The following is a 19,099-nucleotide window of genomic DNA, read 5'->3' as shown; positions in this document are numbered from 1 at the left end:
AAAGAATATTGGAAAAATGGACAGACCCGCCCCAGTACTATATTGAAAATCTTCAATACGCACCAGGCTATGGACTGTGGACCATGGTCCGTGGACTACGGCCCCAGGCCGCTATCTCTTCTTCAGCGATTCCTGTACCGCCTTGGCAGAATCCAGGTGTGCGCGTAAAGTGGGCAGTGTGTTGGTGGCAAATGCTTTCAGATCGGCATCTTTCAGGTCTTTGGAGGCCTTGTCAAACATGTCAATATCTTCATTATGGTCATCTACCATCATATCTATATAAGCTTTGTCAAAATCTTTACCCGTCTTTTTGCTAAGATCCTGGATATGTTTGCTATGGTCTTCACCTGCGCTATCCGGCAGGGTTACATTTTTTGCGCTGGCCAGGCTTTTCAGCTCTTCATTGGCTTTAGAGTGGTCCTGCACCATCATCTGGCCAAAAGCTTTTACGCGGGGTGAGCTGGCATTCTGCTGGGCCACCTTACCTAGCTCTACTTCCATCATACCACCACTGGCGGCTTTTACTGCAAAGTCTGATGATTCATTGTCTACCGGCGCCATTGCTTCATTTACATCTTTAGCGCTGTCTACACTATCGTCGTGACTCGCATTAGTGTTACCTCCACCGCAGGACTGCAGGGCAAAAGGCAGCAAGACAGCAAGTAATAAAGTGTTCCATTTGTTCAATACATGTTTCATAACTTATTGTTTTGGTGATTGATATGCTTCTGCCAGCTTTGGATACAAAAAGGATACCTAATCAGTAAAATGGGGGAATACCTATAGAAAGCATAGGTACAAATGGCATTAAATTGTATTTTGTATGGAATAAATTCCACTCTATGAAACATCCTTTATGGCTATTTTGCATCATTATGAGCAGTTTTTCCAGCGTTGCGCAACAACAGACTGTCATTCACTTATGGCCGGGTACGGTACCAGGGGAAACAGCTGCCAAGAAAGCGGCTGTACCTACGCCGGACACCAGCAGGCATGTAATAAGATTAACGGATGTTACAGACCCCATCCTTACCGTATACACACCCAAAGCCGGTGTGCCTGATCTGCATACGGGTATTGTTGTTTGTCCTGGCGGCGGTTACAGCATACTGGCCATTAACCTGGAAGGTGATGAAATTGCACAATGGCTAAGCGGGCTGGGATACACCGCTTTTGTATTACAGTACCGCGTGCCGCAAAAAGAAAAAGGCGCGCTGCAGGATGTACAACGGGCCTTGCGTATTGTGCGCAGCCGGGCAAAAGAATGGGAGCTGAATAAACAAATAGGTGTATTAGGCTTTTCTGCCGGTGGCAGCTTAAGCGCACGCGCCGCTACTTTATACGAGCAACATAATTATATGCCGGTGGATGATGCGGACGCCCTCTCCTGCCGGCCCGATTTCGCATTGCTTATCTACCCGGCCTACCTCGACAAAGGCCCGCAACGTACCTTAACGCCGGAGCTGGCGGTGAATGCCAAAACCCCGCCCATGTTCCTGTTTGCTACGGCAGATGATACCTATGGCAACAGCGCGCTGGTAATGGCAGGCGCATTGCGCGATGCAAAGGTGCCTGTAGAATTACACTTTTATGCCCACGGCGGGCATGGATACGGCTTACGGCCCGGCAACCCTGCTGCAGATGTGTGGCCCGCACTGGCGGAAAAATGGCTAAAGAAGATAACACAGTAAACCCTATTCTTCACATTAAGCAAACCACTTGCATGGAAATATTACCATTAGGAAGAACAACATTCGGCAACCCGGCGAATGCCGGCAACGTACTATCAAAAGAGGATGCTAATGCCCTGCTCCGCGAATGGGTAAAGAATGAAAAGCTACAGCTGCACATGCGGCAGGTAGGCCACCTGATGCGCTGCTGGGCCGCTGAAAGCGAAAAGCTGGATGAAGCCGGGCAATGGCGCTGGGAGCTGGCCGGCTTACTGCACGATGCCGACTGGGACCTGTGGCCGGAGCTGCATTGCCGCAAGATCATTGAGGAGCTGGAACGCCTGCAGGTAGATCCTGAAATAATAAGAGCCATTGCCTCACACGGCCCCCGCTATTTTGGCGTGGAGCCGGAAAGCAATATGGATAAAATGTTATACGCTTTTGATGAGCTTTCCGGGCTGGTACATGCCTACTCGCTTATGCGGCCCGATGGTTATGCCGGGATGGATATTAAAGGTGTAAAGAAAAGGCTGAAAGAAAAATCCTTTGCAGCAAATGTATCCCGGGAAGATATCCAGGATGCGTGTATGCGTGCAGGTATTGCGCAGGATGAGCTGATAGGTTTTGTGATTGCCAATCAATTACAGCAGTAATGAATAATGAAAAATGAATAATTAAGAATGCAAACTCTCGCTGGGCGCCTTACCGAACTTCTTTTTAAAGGAATGCGAGAAATGGGAAAGGCTTTCAAATCCTAAGTCAAGGTAGATGGCAGATGGTTTTTTATGTTTATTTTCTATCAGGTGCCGGGCTTCTGCCAGCCTTCTGTCCTGCAGCCACTGCCGCGGGGCCATGCCGAATGCTTTCTGGAAATCACGCTTGAACCCCGCAAGGCTTCTGCCCGTGAGCTGCGCAAATCTTTCAACAGGAACATTGAAATGAAAATTACTCAGCATGAATTTTTCCAGGTCTATCTTATGGGGTTCAGAAAAGTCGAACAGGAATTCCTTCAGTTCCGGCATGGTATGCAGCAATAGTTGTATAGCCTCTTTTACTTTTATCACTCCCAGCGCATGGGTAATCTTTTCCTCCGGATGGTGGATATAAGGCATCACGGACTGGAAAAAGCCATGCAAAAAATCGCTTTCAGGAATAAGAATGTTGCTTGGGCCTGTATATTTTTGCGCTATCTCAATCTGTTCTTCCAGGGCAAACTTCCTGAGCATATCTTCGTCCAGGCGAATCACAATGGTTTGATAATCCTCATCTTCCAGCGGCATTTTGGTAAGCTCTCCCAGCTGATTTTTCCGGACCAGCAACATCTGGCCGCGTCCCATCGAAATGCGCTCGCTGGCAGTCTCCATCGTAAACTGTCCGGAAACCTGTAATACCAGTATAGTAAATTCAAAAAATCCTACCTTCTCCTTTCTCATGGCGGAGAGATAAGAGTAAAATAAAACCCCGGGGATTATTTCAGTTGGATTTATCATTAAGTAAAGATATTAAATTGACGGGGCTTATTTGCAGACGCTCCTATCGCTGCAAATAGGTGCCGCCAAGTATGGCGCCCGGCGCAAACTGGGTATTAAGGGCATTCATCTCCTCAGCCGTGAAGCTGATCTCCATAGCCTGTATGTTTTCCGGCAGCCGCGATCTCCGGCTCATGCTTACCAGTGGCATAATATGATCCCCCTGCGCATTCACCCAGGCAATGGCCAGCTGTGTGGGTGTGGCCCCTTTTTCCTTTGCCATTGTTTTCAACACTTCCACTTTCTCCAGGTTCTTTACCAGGTTCTCTCCCTGGAAACGTGAAAAGTGATTATGGTAAGCATTGGCTGCAAGCGGTGCTTTCAGCTCACCGGTAAGTAAACCCTCGGCAGTATTGGCAAAGGCCACCACTCCTATCCCCAGCTCTTTAGCGGTGGGAAGCAGCTCACTTTCTATCTGGCGGTCGGCCAGTGAATAGCCTATTTCCAATGCTGTTACCGGGTGTATGTTATTTGCCTTCCGCAGCTGACCGGCAGTGATCTCAGATACGCCAAGGTAACGCACCTTTCCTTCTTTGATCAGATCAGCAACAGTTCCTATTACGTCTTCTACCGGAACGCTGTTATCTAATCTGCAGGGCTGGTAAAGATCTATGGTATCTATACCCAGGCGCACCAAAGAATAGTTGATGAAGTTTTTGATGGCTATAGGCCGCAGGTCCAATCCAATGAATTGACCGCCATATATGATACCGCCAAATTTTACGCTGATGAAAGCATCATCCCTTCTGCCTTTGATGGCTTTGCCTACCAACAGCTCATTATGACCGTGGCCGTAAAAGTCGCCGGTGTTCAGGAAATTGATGCCGCTGTCCAATGCCTGCTGAATGGTGGCGATGCTTTCACTTTCGTCGCTCCCCTTGTTTCCCCAAACAGGCGACATGCGCATACAGCCTAATCCCAGTTTAGATACAAGTGGTCCATTCTTGCCCAGGCTGATCTTTGTTATTGTTGTCATGGTTGTTATTTTATTGATTAACGGCACAAAGATCAGCTTTTGAACCCTCTGAGGGGTTTCTTTTGCGGCTCAATTTACTTGTCTGTATGGCTCACCTTATTAATGCTTCAAGCTGCCGCCAATCATAGTAATGGAAAGTCTTATCGGTGCTCATGGCTACAAAAAGCCCTTTGGGAAAACGTGCGTCCAGCGCTACATTGGTAACATCGGAGCCATCGCTGTTCATAGCAGATACCAGGATCTTTTTCAGTAAAGTATGCCGCTGCGGATCACCAGCATCGCCTTCACGGCGGTAAATATTAAAGCTGTTGGCATCCTGGTCTGATACCAGGATATAACCTGTAGCCGGGCCGGTTTTATAAATGCTGATGCCTTCATTATCTGCCCGGAACTCGTGCTGTCCAAAGAGGGATAGTTCTGCATCTCCCTTTGCCGGATCAGCGTAGTACTGGCGGATGCCGGATTGCTCATCAGAATAATAAACGTAGCCCAGCTCATTATCCACCGCAACACTTTCTATTTCCTTTTTAGCGCTGTATTGCCCGAATTTTCGTACCAGCGTGGCTGTTACCTGTCCCTTGCCATTATCCTGCAGGCGGTACTGCCACAGGTATTGGGTAGCAGGGCCGGTTTTACGGCTTACAATGGCAAAGATGGCGCTGTCTGAAGGGCGTGTATACAGGCTGATGCCCATGGGGGCCCGCTCCTCCTCTCCTTCAAATACCGGGATGCCGCTGCCGTCCACGGCCTGCATATCCGGCAGGCGGTAAATGCGCAGGCTGTTGGTTTCCCGTTCTGTAGTAACGGCAATATCTGTGGGCTGCCCGTTCAGGTGCAGGCCGTAGGCTATGTCTACGTTGTTAGGACGTTTAAGGCCGCTTACTTTTTGTACAACCTTTCCCTGCAGGTCAAATACATACAGGCCGCCATCGCTGTTCTTGTCGGTGCCAATGATAAGACTATGTGCTGTATCGGTTTTGTTGATCCAGATGGCTGGATCATCGGAATCGTATAACACCGGTTCAGTAACTACTACCGGCTGCAGGGCCTTGCCGTTGCTAAGCGTGGTATCCTGTATAACGATAGGCCCCTGCTGCCCCTGGCAGGATTGCAGGGCAAGGGGAAGAATGAAGAGGAAGTATTTCACTGTTGTTTGTTTTATGCTGAAAGCAGAAAGCAGAAAGCCTTTAATGCGAATGTTATGAGCGAATGAAGTACATTTTGCTTTCTGCTTTCTGCTTTGCGCTTTATGCTATTTAACACCAAACGCTCCTATATAATCAGCCGCTTCGGGAGATGTATAGGTTACGCCATTTACAGTAAGGCCGGCGGAGTAGTTACGTGTAATGCCGGTTTTGCCTTTGGTTAAAGCAGGTGAGCCTGCCTGCAGGTGAAAATCCCAGGTAGCATCAAAAGTGGCGTTATTCAGATCTGTATTTAAAGGGTAGCTTACAAACTTAGGATCATTAGCGCCTGCAGTAGCAGCAATAATATCGTTAGCGCCTGCAATGATCTCGTTAGAAGGCTGGAACTGGTCCACAGTGGTTTGCGTATAACCGTAATAGAAAGTATTGGCTATTACAGAGCGGCCGTTGGCGCTGTCTTCCGGCGCGCCTTTATCGCGTTTAATGCCATAACGGTCATTAGCCAGCAGGTTATTGTACAGGTTTACGCGTACACCTTTCTCTACCCAAATGGAGCCGCCTTTGGTGGTAGGCCTTCTCCAGCCTGCATTTACAATTGTATTGTTATAACCGGTCACAAAAGCCTGGGGGGTACGGTCGCCACTGTTGGATAACTTCATGCCATTGGTATTAGGGCTGTACACCAGGTTAAAAGCCACATCTGCCACGCAGCCGGATTTTATGTTAATAGCATCGCCATTAGCAATACCGGTGGTGTGCACGGTATTCTTAGCTATCAGCAGCTTGCCGCCTTCCAGGTACATACCATCTTCATAAAAATTACGGATAGTGCTGTTCATTACAACCAGCTTGCCATTCACATTGCTGTAATACAGGGCGGGCACACGCTCGCCTGCGGCGGCTTTATACAGGCCTGCTTTTACAGACGCTGATTCTTCTGTGGTTACGGCGCCGCCATATTCCAGGATGGTGTAGTTCAAAACCAGTTCTGCACTGGTAGGGCCGGCAATAATACCACCCCAGAAACCACCGAACTGGTTGGCGCTGGTTTTCAGGTTATCAGGCACGGTGAACTTTACCGGGTTTTGTGCAGTACCGTTGCTGTACAGGTTACCTTTTACAATGAACTCAGGCTTTACAATAGTATCGCTGAATAATATGGTTACCCCTTCCTCAATAGTGAGGGATTTACCCTCTGCGATCTGCACGGAGCCTGTTATCTTGTATACATTGCCTTTGGTCCAGGTACCGGATACATCGCCGGAAAGCGCAGTGGTATCAACTTTACCGGGATTAGGATCAGGATTATTGTTACTGTCTTTGCTGCAACTTGTGAATACCGCTGCTGTTACCAGCAAGGCCATAACCGGATTAAGAATAAGCTTTTTCATTTCTTGAAGATGTTTATTTTAATGTGCTAATATGCTGATGTGCTAATGTTGGTTTCTGCTTTCTGCTCCTAAAAGTTATACCTCGCTCCTAACAGATAAGTGCGCTGGTAATAATCGCGGCGCACCAGTACTTTGCCGTTCTCTGTCTGGTAGGAAATGGCATCTGTATTATTGCGCGGTTTGCGGATGTATACCTCCATGGGCGTATTCAGCAGGTTGTTTGCTTTGGCAAAAACGCTGAAGTGCCCAAAGGTTTTTTCCATGGAGAAGTCCATTTGTATAAAACCTTTCTGCCACTGGTCATCATCTATAAACTCTGCAACCGTTACAATACGATCGCCTGTGTAAGTGCCTGCCAGCTGGGCATCCCAGCCATAACGGGCATTCCTGTATAACAAAGTAAGGTTGCCGATGTGTGCAGATTGCCCGTACAGCGGCCTGGTTTGCTCCGGCGTAACAATGGCAAAATCGCCATTGGCATCCCGTACGCGTTGTGCTTTGGTAGTAGTAATGCTGGAATGGGTATAGGTATAATTCGCCTTGATGCCAAACTGTTTTACGTATTTAATGAAATCCAGCTCCAGGCCGTAGTTGGTAGCATTGCCAAAGTTGCCCGGCATATAATAGCTATCCTGCGGACGGCGTGGATCGCGCTGCAGCGTGAACTCTATAGGGTCTTTGATGTGTTTGAAGAATACGCCGGCCATCAGCTGCTCTGTGGCATGCGGGAACAGCTCATAACGCAGATCAATATTATCTGCAATGGCATGTTTAAGATCCGGGTTACCTTTTTCAGAATACTCTTCTCGTACAATAGGCGCGGGCACCAGCTCTGCAAAACCCGGGCGGTTCACGGAGCGGAAGTAAGACGCGCGGATATTGGTCTTATCATTGGCCATGTACCGGAAGTGTAAGCTGGGCAATACATCGGTATAGGTTTGATTGGCGCTGGGGCGGTCCTCACCAATAGGCACCTTCATTTCATAACCCTGGTCAGTAGCCTCCACACGGGCGCCGCCGGTTACTTCCAGGCGGGGCGCTGCTATTTTAAACTGCAGGTAACCGGCCTTGATCTTTTCCGTGGCAGAGTAATTAAGCGCAGAGCCTACGCTGCCACGCGGGTTATCTATCACCCATTGAATTTCCGTATAGTCGTTAAAGTCTTTATCATATTCTGCCTGCAAATTGGCGGGGTGGAACTGGTAGTTGTTATAGAAGTTGGTACGCTGCTTATCGCGGTACAGGCCTCCCAGCCTCCACTCTACCGGTACACCGGCTACGGGTTGGTTATATACAAGGTGCAGGTACCCGGCCAGGTCGCGGTCTGTATTATATTCCCAGCTACGGGAGGCATTGCCTACCGTGGTACGGGTTTGCTCAAAGTGTTGTTCTATACCGCTAAGCGGAATGGTGGTATTATCCGGCTGGCGGTTGCTGGCTTTGGAATATACTGCGGCCCATTGCAGCTGCAGCTTGTCCAGCAGCTGGTGATTACCCTGCAGGGTACTGTTATAGATCTGCTGGCGGGTAATGCGGGAGCGGGTATTAAAGCTCAGGGTGGCATTACCATTCTCCGGATCATAACCGCCAATAGTAAGCTGTGTACCCACGGCATCGCGCACCTGTGTGTTGGCCAGGTGCATAAAGGCATTGTACCATTCAAGATGGTGGCGGCTGTTAAACCGGAAATCCGCCTTTCCGTGCAGCCCATAGCGCAGCTGTTCTTCTGAATACTGGCGTTTATTCATGCTGGTAATGGTAACCCCGCTGAACGTATCTACCTTTTCTGTATTAAAGAACAAGCTGTTGCTGCCACGGTACGTGTGCTGCAGGCTGCCGGCCAGTATTATGCCCAGGCGGTTATGGAGGTAGCGGTTACCTACAGAAAGGCCGCCTACCAGGTTAGGCATGGGCCGTTGCTGTTTATAGCCGGAGGTAGCGTTGGGAAAATCAGCCGCAGTAGCATTATACTGATTACCGTTTATCTCATACGGCGATTTTGCATTTACCCCGCCTTTATTAAAGCTCATGAAATCGCGGTTAAAGAATAATTGGTTATAACCGGTAGCCAGGTTGGCATCTACGGCCAGGTGATCCGGCGCATCTTTCATTACCATGTTCACTGCGCCGCCCACAGCATCCCCTTCCATAGAAGGCGTAAGGGCTTTGTATACTTCCAGGCGGTCCAGCAGCTCCGCGGGGAAAATATCCAGCGGCACATAACGGTATTTATCATCGGGGCTGGGAATTTTTACGCCATTCACCAGCGTGTAATTGTAACGTTTATTCATGCCGCGCATAATGGCGTACTGCCCATCGCCATTGCTGTTACGCTCCACGGAAATGCCGGACACACGCTGTATAACATTTGCCACCGTAAGATCCGGCGACAGCTTAATGGCCTGCCCGGAAACCACGTTCATTACCTGGCCGGCATCACGCTCAATTAAACGGGCAGTGCCTTCTGCCGCTTTATTGGTTTTGCCGGCTACCACCACTTCCTGCAGGTTCTTTTTATTACCGGGTTCCAGGGTAATATCTGTTACAGGCATTCCTGTTTCAGTTACCGTAATCTCCTGCACACGGGTTTTATAACCAGCCAGGCTTATACTCAGGTGGTAAGTGCCGGGTGGTATGTTCTTTATATTAAAGGAGCCATCCAGGCCGGTAATATCATACAGGCCTTTTTCTTCCAGCATCACGGTAGCGCCAATAAGCGGCTCCCGGGTGGTAGGATCCGTTACCCGGCCTTTGATGTTACCTGCCAGTACCGGCAGCGTGCACACTATAAAACAAAAGAGGAAGTAAATTTTGCGCAGCATATATTTATTTGACGGGGCAAATGTGCAAAGGCCGCTTAACCTTGCCAAGTTTTGGGGGTTAACAAAAAGGAAACACCGTTACAAGAGGCGTGAACAAGGGGGCAACAACGTGAACAAACCAGTGATAATTATTTGATCCTCAATAGTCACAAGCGTAACAGAATAGCCAATTAACTTAATGTTACCGCAATATTACCGGAATGTTAAGCCCTTACCGCCTGGTTGCCGGCCACAAAACAAAACAGCGGAAAGCAACTAATCCTCCTGACCCAAATGACCCCAATATTGTCTCTGTTGCCCCCCAAAAGAGTGCCATCCGGACAATACATTTGTAAAATAAAATAGGTTGTTATGAGTGATTATGAAAAGTTTTTGGATTTACACCACCAGGTAAAACCACTGGTTATTGCAAATGCCTGGAATGTTAAAAGCGCTCAGTTAATAGAAAAAAATGGGTTTGATGCCATTGCTACATCCAGCGGCGCCATTGCAGATTCATTAGGGTATGCGGATGGTGAAAAGATACCGTTCTCTGAATTATTATATATGCTGGAACGCATAAGATCCTGCACCAGCATCCCATTGTCGGTTGACCTGGAGAGAGGTTACGCCGAGAATTTAAACGATTTAAACGCTAATATTCAAAAACTGATTAACATTGGCGTTGCAGGAATAAACCTGGAAGACCCGCAGGGTGAGGACGTTTATTTGAAAAAGTTAAGCAGCATTAAAAACTACCTGGCAAGAACCAACCAGCAGCTTTTTATAAATGCAAGAACCGATGTTTTTTTATTAAAGCTTCCTTCGCCGCTTGAAACCACTTTAAGAAGGGCAAAGTTATACCAGGAGGCAGGCGCCGATGGCTTGTTTGTTACCGGTGTACAGGATACTGATATTATTAAGGAAATTACTGCCGCTACAACCCTTCCGGTAAATGTGGTGGGTACGCCTAAGCTGTCATCTATCCAAACACTGGCTGAATGCGGTATTAAGAGAATAAGCATGGCAGGTTTTCTATACCGGGCCACTTATAATCAATTAGAAAGTATTGTTAAGAACATTGTAGCAACCCATTCGTTTGCGCCACTACATTAAAAGTCCGCTACATTCAACATTATTAATTATTCATTCTTCATTATTAATTCTTTCAGAGCGACTGTATAAATGCCGTCAAACTCTCTCCCTGTTCCATGTTCAGCTTTTTGCGGAGGCGGTAGCGCATTACGCGAAGGCTGTCCTGTGAAACAGAGAGCAGGGTGGCAATATCGCCGGAAGGCAGGTTCATTTTCAGGAGGGCTACCAGGCGAAGATCGTTGGGGGTAAGGCTGTCGCAATAGTTTTTGAGGTTGTTAAAGAAAGCCTGGTGTACCTGCTCAAACATGCTGCGGAACTCATCCCAGTAGCGGTCGTGCTGAAAGCTATGGTTGATCTGCTGGTGCATCTGTTTTAATTGTTTCTTCTGATCGCGGCGGTCGTCCTTCACTAATTCATCCAGGCGGTTGCGCAGCTCTTCCAGCAGCTGGTTCTTTTGAATAATGTGAAGGGTATGGGTGGTAAGCTCCATTTTGCGGTTCTCCAGCTCTGCCTGCATGCGGCCCTGGGACACCTCGTACTGCTGGCGTTCCTGCTGGGCCAGTATCTCCGCATGTTTTATCCGCAGGCGCTGGCGGCTGATGATAACCGTACCTAACACTACCAGCAGTATAATTACCACTACTACCGCTATCACAATAATGCCGTTCATTTTACGGGCCAGCTGCAGGCGTTCTATTTCCCGGTTCTTTTTTTCCATGCCATACATGGTTTGCAGCAGGGCTACCTGTTTGCTGCTTTCGCGGGAATAGATATCCAGTAAATGCTGGCGGCTCAGCTCCAGGTAATAATAGGCGCTATCGTTCATGCCCAGCAGGTTGTAGGATTTGCCAAGGTCTTTATACGCCCCGCTTAGCTGGTATTGCTCATTGGTTTGCAGGGCTAAGGCCAATGCCTGTCGGGTAAGCTGCAGCCCCTCGCGGTAACGGCCGGTTTTGCGCAGCACATCGCCCAGGTTATTGAGCACTTCTATGCGGGCAATATCGTCGGCGGTTTGCTCATCTAATGTGAGCGCCTGCTGAAAGTAGTAATGGGCGGAATCATAGCGGGCCAGGTCTTCATAAATGCTGCCAATATTCTCATAAATTTTGGCAATGCCCTGCTTATCATCCAGCTGCCGGTATTGGGCTAAGGCTTGCCGCTGGAAGTAAAAGGCACTGTCGTACCGCTGCTGTTTTTCGTACAGGTGGCCTATTTTCCCCAGGGTCACGGCCATGCCGGCTGGGTTATGTAAATGGCTGTAGATGGATAAGGCCTCCTGGTATTGCTGATGTGCAAGGCCCCGCTGGCGGTTGTAGTAATAAAGGATCCCCAGGTCGTTCAGGTTATTGGCCAGCTGCTCCTGTTTACCTTCGCTTCTGAATATTTCCCCGGCTTGCAGGTGATAGTCCAGCGCCTGGGGGTAATGCCCCAGGTGAAAACAGGCGCGGCCCATTTGCTGCAGGTAACCGGCAGCAGCAGATGCGTCTTTTTTCTCAATGGCTTTATTGCAGGCAGCTTGCAGCGCCAGGAAGGCAGAGTCCTGGGGCGGCTGCTGGTAATCGTCGGTTTGCTCAAAACGGCGGAGTTTCAATGTAAGCTCCTGGGCAGTGGCGGAGATGGTCAGGGATAAAAGTAATATAATGATGAGCGCACGATCCATAGTGCAAAGGAAAGGTTTGAATATTATCTTATTGTTAAGGGATGGGCTGATTTCCCAATTATAGGTTCTAACTTCATTCAAAATTAGCATATGGAATATGACATAATTTTGAGGAACATCAGCAAACACATTTCGCTGGATAAACAGGAGGCTGCGTATTTCATTTCACTCTTAAAAGAAAAGAAGGTTCCCAGGAAAGGTATGATCCTGAGAGAAGAACAGCTCTGTAAAGAGATCAGTTTTGTTGTATCAGGTGCTTTAAGGGCTTTTTACCTGGATAAAACGGGCCGGCAATCCACCATTATGTTTGCTATTCCTGACTGGTGGGTTACTGATATGTTTTGTTTTATAAACCAGCAACCAGCCATGTTAAATATTGAAGCGCTGGAAGACAGCATGCTGCTTCAATTACAAAAAGAAGACCTGGACCAATTGTATATAAAGGTTCCAAAGTTTGAACGGTTCTTTAGAATAATCATGCAAAATGCATATATAAGAGAGCAGCTTAGAGTTATTCAAACCCTCTCCCTGTCAGCCGAAGAGCGGTATCGTATTTTCCTGGACAAATATCCACAGGTAGCAAAACTGGTTACACAAAAACAAATTGCTTCGTATTTAGGCATTACGCCGGAGTTTTTAAGTATGATAAGAGCCAATAAAACGGGGAAAACTATTTCTTAAACTACTTTATTTTTTTTCTGCTGCAGGTGTAGTTGCTTTGTAAAAACAATAAAAATATGCTGATACTTATTGCAGGCCCTTACAGGAGCGGAACAAATGACGACCCACAAGCAATGCAACAAAATCTAAACAACCTGGAAGCGGTAGCCTTACCACTTTTCAGGAAAGGCCATGTTCCCATTATTGGAGAATGGATTGCACTGCCGTTAATCCATCTTGCAGGTTCTGCCAAACCGGGAGATGCAGCCTGGGAAGAGGTGCAATATCCTGTTGCACACCGGATCCTTGAAAAATGTGATGCTGTTCTTCGTATAACCGGCGCTTCTAAAGGCGCAGATGAAGATGTAAGGATTGCCAAAGAAAGAGGCTTGAAAATTTATTACCGCATAGAAGATGTACCCAATGCGGAATAACTAAGCATCATTCCGATCTCAATGATTGCACCGGGTTCATAAGCGCTGCTTTCACAGACTGGAACGACACTGTTAAAAGCGTAATAACCGTCACGATCAAACCAGCCAGTATAAACACCCACCATTCCACATTAATATGGTAAGCAAAATTATTCAGCCAGCGCTGCATCACGTACCAGGCCAGCGGCGAAGCTATAACAATAGCGATCAGCGCTAAGCGGATAAATTCTTTTGAAAGCAGCACTATTACATTACCCACACTGGCGCCCAGCACTTTTCTGACGCCTATTTCCTTTGTACGCTGTTCCGCCATAAAAGCAGACAGTCCAAACAGGCCCAAACAAGCCACAATAATGGCCAGCACGGCAAAGCTGCTGAAGATCCGGCCGGTACGCTCTACATCCGTATACATGCGGGTAAAGCGCTGATCCAGGAACGAATACCGGATGGGCTGATGGGGTGCAAACGCATCCCATACCGATGTTACCGATGAAATAAAGCGGCGCATATCAGCGGTATGCACTTTAACGGAAATAATGGAAGGGCTGTTGCCTATGACCAGGCAAAGCGGCCTGATATTTTCCCGGAGCGATTCAAAATGAAAATCTTCTACCAGGCCAATAACTGTCCAGGTTCTGTCGGTATTGGTAATACGCTTGCCAATGGGATCTTTCAGGCCCAGCTGCTTTGCCATGGTTTGATTAATGATCACAGCCTGTGAATCCGTAGGCATGCTAACGGAAAAGTCTCTCCCCGCTAATATATGCATGCTCATGGTTTTCACATAATCATGGTCTGCTACCCATAGCTGGCCGGAGACAGGTACATTCTCCTGTCGTTTCTCTTCTTCTATAAACAGGTTATCATTTCTTTTAGTGCCCGAAACAGGCAGGTATTCGCTGACAGTAGCATTTTTTACGCCCGGCAATTGTAAAAGCGCTTTTTTAAACGCAGCTGTTCTGCTCCCCACCGCGTTGGCTCCCTGTAACAGCATCACCTGTTCCTTATCAAAACCTACTTTCTTATCAAGAATATATCTCACCTGACGGTAAATTACAAAGGTGCCTACAATGAGAGCGATGGATACGGTAAACTGGAAAACAACCAGCACGCTGCGCATATTGGAACGCCGGCTGGTACGGCCAATATTACCTTTAAGCGCATGAATGGGCTGAAAGGATGAAAGATGCAAAGAGGGATACAGGCCGGCCAGTAAGCCCACAACCAGGGCTGAAACAATCAGCAGCGGCGCCAGCCACCAGGCAGTCCAGGGGAATTGTAACGACTGTCCCGAAAGCGTATTAAAATAAGGTAAGAGCAGCCAGGCAAGGCCAATGCCCAGGGCAAATGAAAGAAAGCTGAATAAAGTAGATTCACTGAGAAATTGCCGGATCAAACCGGCACGGCTGGAGCCGATGGTTTTCCTGAGCCCCACTTCCTTAGCTCTGCCGGCCGACCTGGCAGTGGAAAGATTAATAAAGTTGATGCAGGCTATAATAAGGATAAAGCACGCAACAGCGCCAAACAGCCACACCAGGCGTATATCGCCGTGGCGCAGGCCATCATTGATGCCTTCAGATCTCAGATGAATATCTTTCAATGGCTGGATCGAAAACGTTACTTTCTCAAATATTTCAGCCAGCGGCGCATTACCCGTTGCCCGGGCATTTGCCATTAGGTATTTGTTTTTTATATCTGAAAGCTTTGCCTGAAATTTTGTAGCATCCGCTCCGGGACGTAGCAGGATATATGTTTGATAGTTGTTGGCCAGCCAGTGTGTTTGCTCGCCCGCCCAAAGCTCCACTCCCTTCAGCGTAAGCATGAAATCGCACTGCAGGTGGGAATTTGACGGAAAATCAGCTATCACCCCGCCTATTTCATAGGGCTTTCCGTTATTATCATTTAATATAAGCGATCTACCAACAGGGTTCTCATCAGGGAAGTATTTATCTGCTTTACGTTTTGTTATTACAATGGTATTGGGCTTGTCAAGCGCATGTGCAGCATCGCCATAAATAAAGTGGATCTGTAGTATATCCAACAGCTCCTGGTCGGCAAAAAGCACGCCTTCTTCAAAATTATTCTCAACTTTGTCCGAACGCCTCACCTGGGTGCTGCCGGCGCCAAAAAGCTCGCCATCTAAAAAGCGGCCTGTCTTTTCTACTTCGGGATAGTCTCTTTTTAAAGCGCCTGCAAGCGGAGCGGGTAAATAGGAATTCTTGCTGTTAGGCATATGCCAGTCCACCACAGCCCGGTAAATACGATCTGCCAGGGGATATTGAAGGTCATAGCTAAGCTCATGCCTGATATACAAAGCTATCAGCAAACAGGCGGCAATCCCCAAAGCAAATCCGCCTATTTTAATGGAAGAATACATTCTTTGTTTGGATAGATTCCTCCAGGCAATTTTGAAGTAGCTCCTTAGCATGCTTTGTGGTTTTCCTCTCCAATACAAGAATATTGCCATCCTTAACATGCGCTGGTAGCGGGCTTTGACGTTTTACGCCTGTCCGGATCTGAACATGGCTGTCCGGAAGTGAACAGTTAAACCACCGCCTCCTTATTATATTTGTTCTTGTATCCCAAAGGCGACATACCCGTAATTTTGCGGAAAACTTCACGGAATGCTTTCAGGTCAGAATAACCCACTTCATACATCACTTCATTGATTGTTTTACGGGTATTTTCAAATGCTTTTTTTGCCCATTCAATTTTTACCCGCTGGGCATATTCAATAGGCGTATTGCCGGTAGCTTTAACAAACCTGCGGTCAAAGTTCCGCCGGCCTACCGCTAACCTGGACGACAGCTCTTCAATTGAGATCTTTTCATCCAGGTTGCTTTCAATATAGGACTGTGCCTGTTTCACTATTTCATCGCCATGCAGTTTCTGTCCTGTAAATATGATGAATGCCGATTGGCTTTGCCGGTCTATTTCAACCTGCATTATTTTAGAGCAGTAAATGGCTGTTTGCCGGTCGTAATATTTTTCTACCAGGTAAATGGCCAGGTTCAGGAAAGAATAGCCGCCGCCATTGGTGTAAATGCCATTTTCATCTGTGATCAGGTGCTCTTCCTTTAAGATCACATTGGGAAATAAGGCCCTGAAATTATTTGCCGTGCGCCAATGCGTGGAGCATGTTTTCCCATCCAGCAAACCAGCTGATGCCAGCATATAAGCGCCGGTACACATGCTGGCTATCTCTGCCCCGTTCTTGTATTGCTTTGCCACCCAGTCCGCCAGTAATTGGTTTCCCTTTGAAGCTTTTTGGAAGTCGTGCACCAGTGAGGGTACCAGGATAAGATCGGTATTCAGGATCGTTGAAACAGGCGACACATAATTTACCGACAACATGCCATCGTGAAATTCACCCTGTTCTGAAACCCCTGCCAGCTCTATCTTAAACAGATCGTCTTTACTATTTTCTTTCCAGTATTCGTTGGCAGATGCAAACATTTCATATGCACCCACTATACAGGCCACACTGCTTAAAGTGCACTGGCCGTCGGGGACTATTATTGTAAGATGTTTCATCGTTTTTATTTTAAAGGTACCCAATTGTGCTGTCCTGATCAACCCATCATAATGTCCAATCGCCTACCCCTGAAAGTGACTTATGGAAATTAGCTTTGTATTACATTCTTCAACCGGTAAAACACATTTTATGAAAAGGTCAATTTTGATTTTAGCACTGGGTGGTTTTGGGATCATTACCACAGAGTTCAGCGTAATTGGCATTTTACCTGTACTGGCAAAAGCATTTCAAATTTCCATAGATACCGCAGGCTGGCTGCTGAGCGGGTTTGCACTTACGATTGCGGTCACAGGCCCTTTTACAGTGCTGCTTACATCCAGGATAAACCGCAAATGGCTGATGACAGGCGCGCTATCTGTTTTTGTGCTCTCTAATATTGTTTCAGCCCTCTCACCCAATTTTACAGTGCTGATGATTGCGCGTATTGTACCGGCCTTACTGCATCCTGTGTTCTGGTCAGTTGCCATTGCAACAGCTTCACGGCAGGTGGCGCCAAAGGATGTGCCTAAAGCAGTAGCAGTGGTAATGGGCGCCATTAGTGTAGGTACGGTATTAGGTGTACCGCTTACTACCTATATTGCCGACCTGGTAAACTGGCAGGCTGCTTTTATTACAGCAGGCATCATTAACCTGGTGGCGCTTGCCATGCTGGTAACATATATACCATCCATGCCTGTAACAGAAAAGAATACGCAGCGCAGCCAGGTCAGGTCATTGGCTAACCCGCAGTTATGGGTAAACCTTTTAGCCACCATTATCATGATTGCCGGTATGTTCTCTACCTATGGCTACCTGGCAGCATTCCTGTCGAAAGTTTCATTGATGAATGGCAAAGAGATCAGCCTCATGCTGCTTTTATTCGGAGGCGCCAGCGTTGCAGGGAACTGGCTGACAGGCATTTTACTGAGTAAAAATATAATGCTTACCACACGCCTGTTTATAGTGGCTCTTATTGGTGTGCATATGCTGGCTTATTTTTTCGGCGGCATGTTTGTTCCGGTTACCGCTATTGTTACACTCTGGGGACTTATACATACCGGTGGTTTCCTGATATGCCAGACGCGTATTTCAGCCGAAGCGCCGGAAGCGCCCGAGCTGGCCACCAGCCTGATGGTGTCTTTCGGGAATGCAGGTTTTGCCCTGGGCTCTTTCCTGGGTGGTATGGTCATAACACGTTTTGGAATACAAAATGTTGTTTGGATGAGCATCCTGTGCCTGCTGGCAGCCCTGGCATTTAGTTTTGTATTTATAAAGAAACGTGCTGCCGGAACAGCAACATTTACGAAAGAAAAAAGAACTGCTATAGCAGCATAATTAATTCAACAAAACATTTTGTTATGAAAAGTATTTGTCACAGGCTTTTGATTAAAGCCTCAGCTGAAACCGTTTATAATGCATTAACCCTGGAAAAAGGCCTCTCCGCATGGTGGACACCTGAAACAAAAGCGCAGCCAGTAACCGGCAGTATTGCGCGCTTTGCCTTTGGCCCGGATTACTTCAAGGAAATGAAGATCACTAATCTTGAACCACTCAGTAAAGTAGAATGGCTTTGCGTTAAAGGTTATGAGGAATGGATCGGCACAACGCTTACATTTGAATTACAGCCGGTTGAAAGAGGCACTGTATTGTTCCTGCATCATGATGGCTGGAAAGAATATACGCCGGAGTTTGCCGGCTGTAGCTATGACTGGGCGCTGTTTCTAAGAAGCCTGCGATTGTTGTGTGAAACGGGTAAGGGTGTTCCGTATCCGGATCAGGGGTGATGATGCAATGCATTATATGAATCGAGGAAGGTACAGGGATCGAACCTGTGCCGGTGTTACCCGCCGTCAGTTTTCGGGACTGCGCCATTACCATCTCTGGCAACCTTCCATAGAGAGCACGAACGGAATCGAACCGTTGTTAAAATACATTTGCAGTGTATCCCCTTTACCAACATTAGGTACATGCTCATTAGCGGAGGGCAATGGAATTGAACCATCACCGCTGTTACACGGAACAACTTAGCAGGATGCCGCAACAAACCATTATTTGCCTACCCTCCAGGTAGTGGGAGATATAGGATTCGAACCTATTGTGTTTCTGATGTACCGGATTTACAGTCCGGCGCTACGCCGCCATCGTAGCCGATCTCCCGATATATAAATCGAGTAGGAAGATAGTCGGCTTGGCCGACTATCTGACCTCTCACACCACCGTACGT

Annotated in this window: 16 protein-coding genes and 3 tRNA genes; 7 read left to right on the top strand and 12 right to left on the bottom strand. The window is 47.5% G+C overall.

Translation table 11 applies throughout. From position 1 onward, the window contains the following. Positions 1–111 precede the first annotated feature (111 nt). Positions 112–699: a DUF4142 domain-containing protein gene (locus tag KVT36_RS26345; protein WP_217606435.1), complete on the bottom strand. Its 588-nt coding sequence runs from the start codon at positions 697–699 to the stop codon at positions 112–114. Positions 700–842: 143 nt separating this feature from the next. On the opposite strand from KVT36_RS26345, the gene KVT36_RS26340 reads away from it, so the two are divergent. After that, the gene (locus KVT36_RS26340; RefSeq protein ID WP_217606434.1) at positions 843–1,691 is read left to right on the top strand and encodes an alpha/beta hydrolase; all 849 of its coding nucleotides are present in this window, start codon (positions 843–845) and stop codon (positions 1,689–1,691) included. 32 nt (positions 1,692–1,723) lie between these two features. After that, positions 1,724–2,323: a hydrolase gene (locus KVT36_RS26335; protein ID WP_217606433.1), complete on the top strand. Its 600-nt coding sequence runs from the start codon at positions 1,724–1,726 to the stop codon at positions 2,321–2,323. A gap of 21 nt (positions 2,324–2,344) precedes the next feature. Here the strand turns inward: KVT36_RS26335 and KVT36_RS26330 are convergent, their stop codons facing one another. From KVT36_RS26330 to KVT36_RS26310, 5 genes are all read right to left on the bottom strand, one after another. Further along, entirely contained in the window at positions 2,345–3,103 is a 759-nt protein-coding gene (locus KVT36_RS26330) for an AraC family transcriptional regulator (RefSeq protein WP_254640211.1), read from the bottom strand. Positions 3,104–3,203: 100 nt separating this feature from the next. Then, positions 3,204–4,175, bottom strand: coding sequence for an aldo/keto reductase (locus KVT36_RS26325; protein ID WP_217606431.1), 972 nt, complete (start codon positions 4,173–4,175; stop codon positions 3,204–3,206). 91 nt (positions 4,176–4,266) lie between these two features. Beyond that, positions 4,267–5,322 carry a phytase gene (locus tag KVT36_RS26320; protein ID WP_368670051.1) on the bottom strand — a complete coding sequence of 352 codons (1,056 nt, stop codon included), beginning with the start codon at positions 5,320–5,322 and terminating at the stop codon, positions 4,267–4,269. A gap of 105 nt (positions 5,323–5,427) precedes the next feature. Then, complete coding sequence (locus KVT36_RS26315) at positions 5,428–6,711, bottom strand: hypothetical protein (RefSeq protein WP_217606430.1); 1,284 nt, start codon at positions 6,709–6,711, stop codon at positions 5,428–5,430. 68 nt (positions 6,712–6,779) lie between these two features. Beyond that, on the bottom strand, positions 6,780–9,533 hold the full coding sequence (locus tag KVT36_RS26310) for a TonB-dependent receptor (protein ID WP_217606429.1): 2,754 nt from the start codon (positions 9,531–9,533) through the stop codon (positions 6,780–6,782). Positions 9,534–9,884: 351 nt separating this feature from the next. On the opposite strand from KVT36_RS26310, the gene KVT36_RS26305 reads away from it, so the two are divergent. Then, on the top strand, positions 9,885–10,628 hold the full coding sequence (locus KVT36_RS26305; protein ID WP_217606428.1) for an isocitrate lyase/phosphoenolpyruvate mutase family protein: 744 nt from the start codon (positions 9,885–9,887) through the stop codon (positions 10,626–10,628). Between the two features lie 52 nt (positions 10,629–10,680). Here KVT36_RS26305 and KVT36_RS26300 read toward each other — a convergent pair whose 3' ends face one another. Continuing rightward, positions 10,681–12,267, bottom strand: coding sequence for a tetratricopeptide repeat protein (locus KVT36_RS26300; RefSeq protein WP_217606427.1), 1,587 nt, complete (start codon positions 12,265–12,267; stop codon positions 10,681–10,683). Positions 12,268–12,357: 90 nt separating this feature from the next. Between KVT36_RS26300 and KVT36_RS26295 the strand changes: the two genes are divergently transcribed. Both KVT36_RS26295 and KVT36_RS26290 read left to right on the top strand, forming a co-directional pair. Further along, a complete protein-coding gene (locus KVT36_RS26295; RefSeq protein ID WP_217606426.1) occupies positions 12,358–12,948 on the top strand; it encodes a Crp/Fnr family transcriptional regulator in 591 nt (196 codons plus the stop codon). 113 nt (positions 12,949–13,061) lie between these two features. Continuing rightward, complete coding sequence (locus tag KVT36_RS26290; protein ID WP_217606425.1) at positions 13,062–13,361, top strand: hypothetical protein; 300 nt, start codon at positions 13,062–13,064, stop codon at positions 13,359–13,361. Between the two features lie 7 nt (positions 13,362–13,368). On the opposite strand, the gene KVT36_RS26285 is transcribed toward KVT36_RS26290, so the two are convergent. Beyond that, positions 13,369–15,789, bottom strand: coding sequence for an FtsX-like permease family protein (locus tag KVT36_RS26285; RefSeq protein WP_217606424.1), 2,421 nt, complete (start codon positions 15,787–15,789; stop codon positions 13,369–13,371). Positions 15,790–15,905: 116 nt separating this feature from the next. Continuing rightward, the gene (locus KVT36_RS26280; protein WP_217606423.1) at positions 15,906–16,895 is read right to left on the bottom strand and encodes a GlxA family transcriptional regulator; all 990 of its coding nucleotides are present in this window, start codon (positions 16,893–16,895) and stop codon (positions 15,906–15,908) included. 130 nt (positions 16,896–17,025) lie between these two features. On the opposite strand from KVT36_RS26280, the gene KVT36_RS26275 reads away from it, so the two are divergent. After that, positions 17,026–18,210: an MFS transporter gene (locus KVT36_RS26275; protein ID WP_217606422.1), complete on the top strand. Its 1,185-nt coding sequence runs from the start codon at positions 17,026–17,028 to the stop codon at positions 18,208–18,210. 23 nt (positions 18,211–18,233) lie between these two features. After that, on the top strand, positions 18,234–18,659 hold the full coding sequence (locus KVT36_RS26270; RefSeq protein ID WP_217606421.1) for an SRPBCC domain-containing protein: 426 nt from the start codon (positions 18,234–18,236) through the stop codon (positions 18,657–18,659). A 24-nt stretch (positions 18,660–18,683) separates the two neighbouring features. On the opposite strand, the gene KVT36_RS26265 is transcribed toward KVT36_RS26270, so the two are convergent. The 3 genes from KVT36_RS26265 to KVT36_RS26255 all read right to left on the bottom strand — a co-directional run bounded on the left by KVT36_RS26265 (position 18,684) and on the right by KVT36_RS26255 (position 19,032). After that, positions 18,684–18,768: transfer RNA gene (locus KVT36_RS26265), tRNA-Ser, on the bottom strand. A gap of 4 nt (positions 18,769–18,772) precedes the next feature. After that, a tRNA-Cys gene (locus KVT36_RS26260) sits at positions 18,773–18,848 on the bottom strand. A gap of 98 nt (positions 18,849–18,946) precedes the next feature. Then, positions 18,947–19,032, bottom strand: a tRNA-Tyr gene (locus KVT36_RS26255). Positions 19,033–19,099 lie beyond the last annotated feature (67 nt).

It is taken from the genome of Chitinophaga sp. GbtcB8 (genome assembly GCF_019091455.1).
GTDB lineage: Bacteria > Bacteroidota > Bacteroidia > Chitinophagales > Chitinophagaceae > Chitinophaga.
The sequence above is the reverse complement of the archived record's forward strand: the minus strand, read 5'-3'. Positions and strand labels throughout refer to the sequence as shown.

Bases quoted from the DNA above. Each gene is read 5' to 3' on its own strand.
- KVT36_RS26285 (WP_217606424.1), bottom strand. From the start codon at position 15,789: ATGCTAAGGAGCTACTTCAAAATTGCCTGGAGGAATCTATCCAAACAA.
- KVT36_RS26305 (WP_217606428.1), top strand. From the start codon at position 9,885: ATGAGTGATTATGAAAAGTTTTTGGATTTACACCACCAGGTAAAACCA.
- KVT36_RS26330 (WP_254640211.1), bottom strand. From the start codon at position 3,103: ATGAGAAAGGAGAAGGTAGGATTTTTTGAATTTACTATACTGGTATTA.
- KVT36_RS26270 (WP_217606421.1), top strand. From the start codon at position 18,234: ATGAAAAGTATTTGTCACAGGCTTTTGATTAAAGCCTCAGCTGAAACC.
- KVT36_RS26295 (WP_217606426.1), top strand. From the start codon at position 12,358: ATGGAATATGACATAATTTTGAGGAACATCAGCAAACACATTTCGCTG.
- KVT36_RS26315 (WP_217606430.1), bottom strand. From the start codon at position 6,711: ATGAAAAAGCTTATTCTTAATCCGGTTATGGCCTTGCTGGTAACAGCA.
- KVT36_RS26345 (WP_217606435.1), bottom strand. From the start codon at position 699: ATGAAACATGTATTGAACAAATGGAACACTTTATTACTTGCTGTCTTG.
- KVT36_RS26290 (WP_217606425.1), top strand. From the start codon at position 13,062: ATGCAACAAAATCTAAACAACCTGGAAGCGGTAGCCTTACCACTTTTC.
- KVT36_RS26310 (WP_217606429.1), bottom strand. From the start codon at position 9,533: ATGCTGCGCAAAATTTACTTCCTCTTTTGTTTTATAGTGTGCACGCTG.
- KVT36_RS26300 (WP_217606427.1), bottom strand. From the start codon at position 12,267: ATGGATCGTGCGCTCATCATTATATTACTTTTATCCCTGACCATCTCC.
- KVT36_RS26275 (WP_217606422.1), top strand. From the start codon at position 17,026: ATGAAAAGGTCAATTTTGATTTTAGCACTGGGTGGTTTTGGGATCATT.
- KVT36_RS26340 (WP_217606434.1), top strand. From the start codon at position 843: ATGAAACATCCTTTATGGCTATTTTGCATCATTATGAGCAGTTTTTCC.
- KVT36_RS26280 (WP_217606423.1), bottom strand. From the start codon at position 16,895: ATGAAACATCTTACAATAATAGTCCCCGACGGCCAGTGCACTTTAAGC.
- KVT36_RS26325 (WP_217606431.1), bottom strand. From the start codon at position 4,175: ATGACAACAATAACAAAGATCAGCCTGGGCAAGAATGGACCACTTGTA.
- KVT36_RS26335 (WP_217606433.1), top strand. From the start codon at position 1,724: ATGGAAATATTACCATTAGGAAGAACAACATTCGGCAACCCGGCGAAT.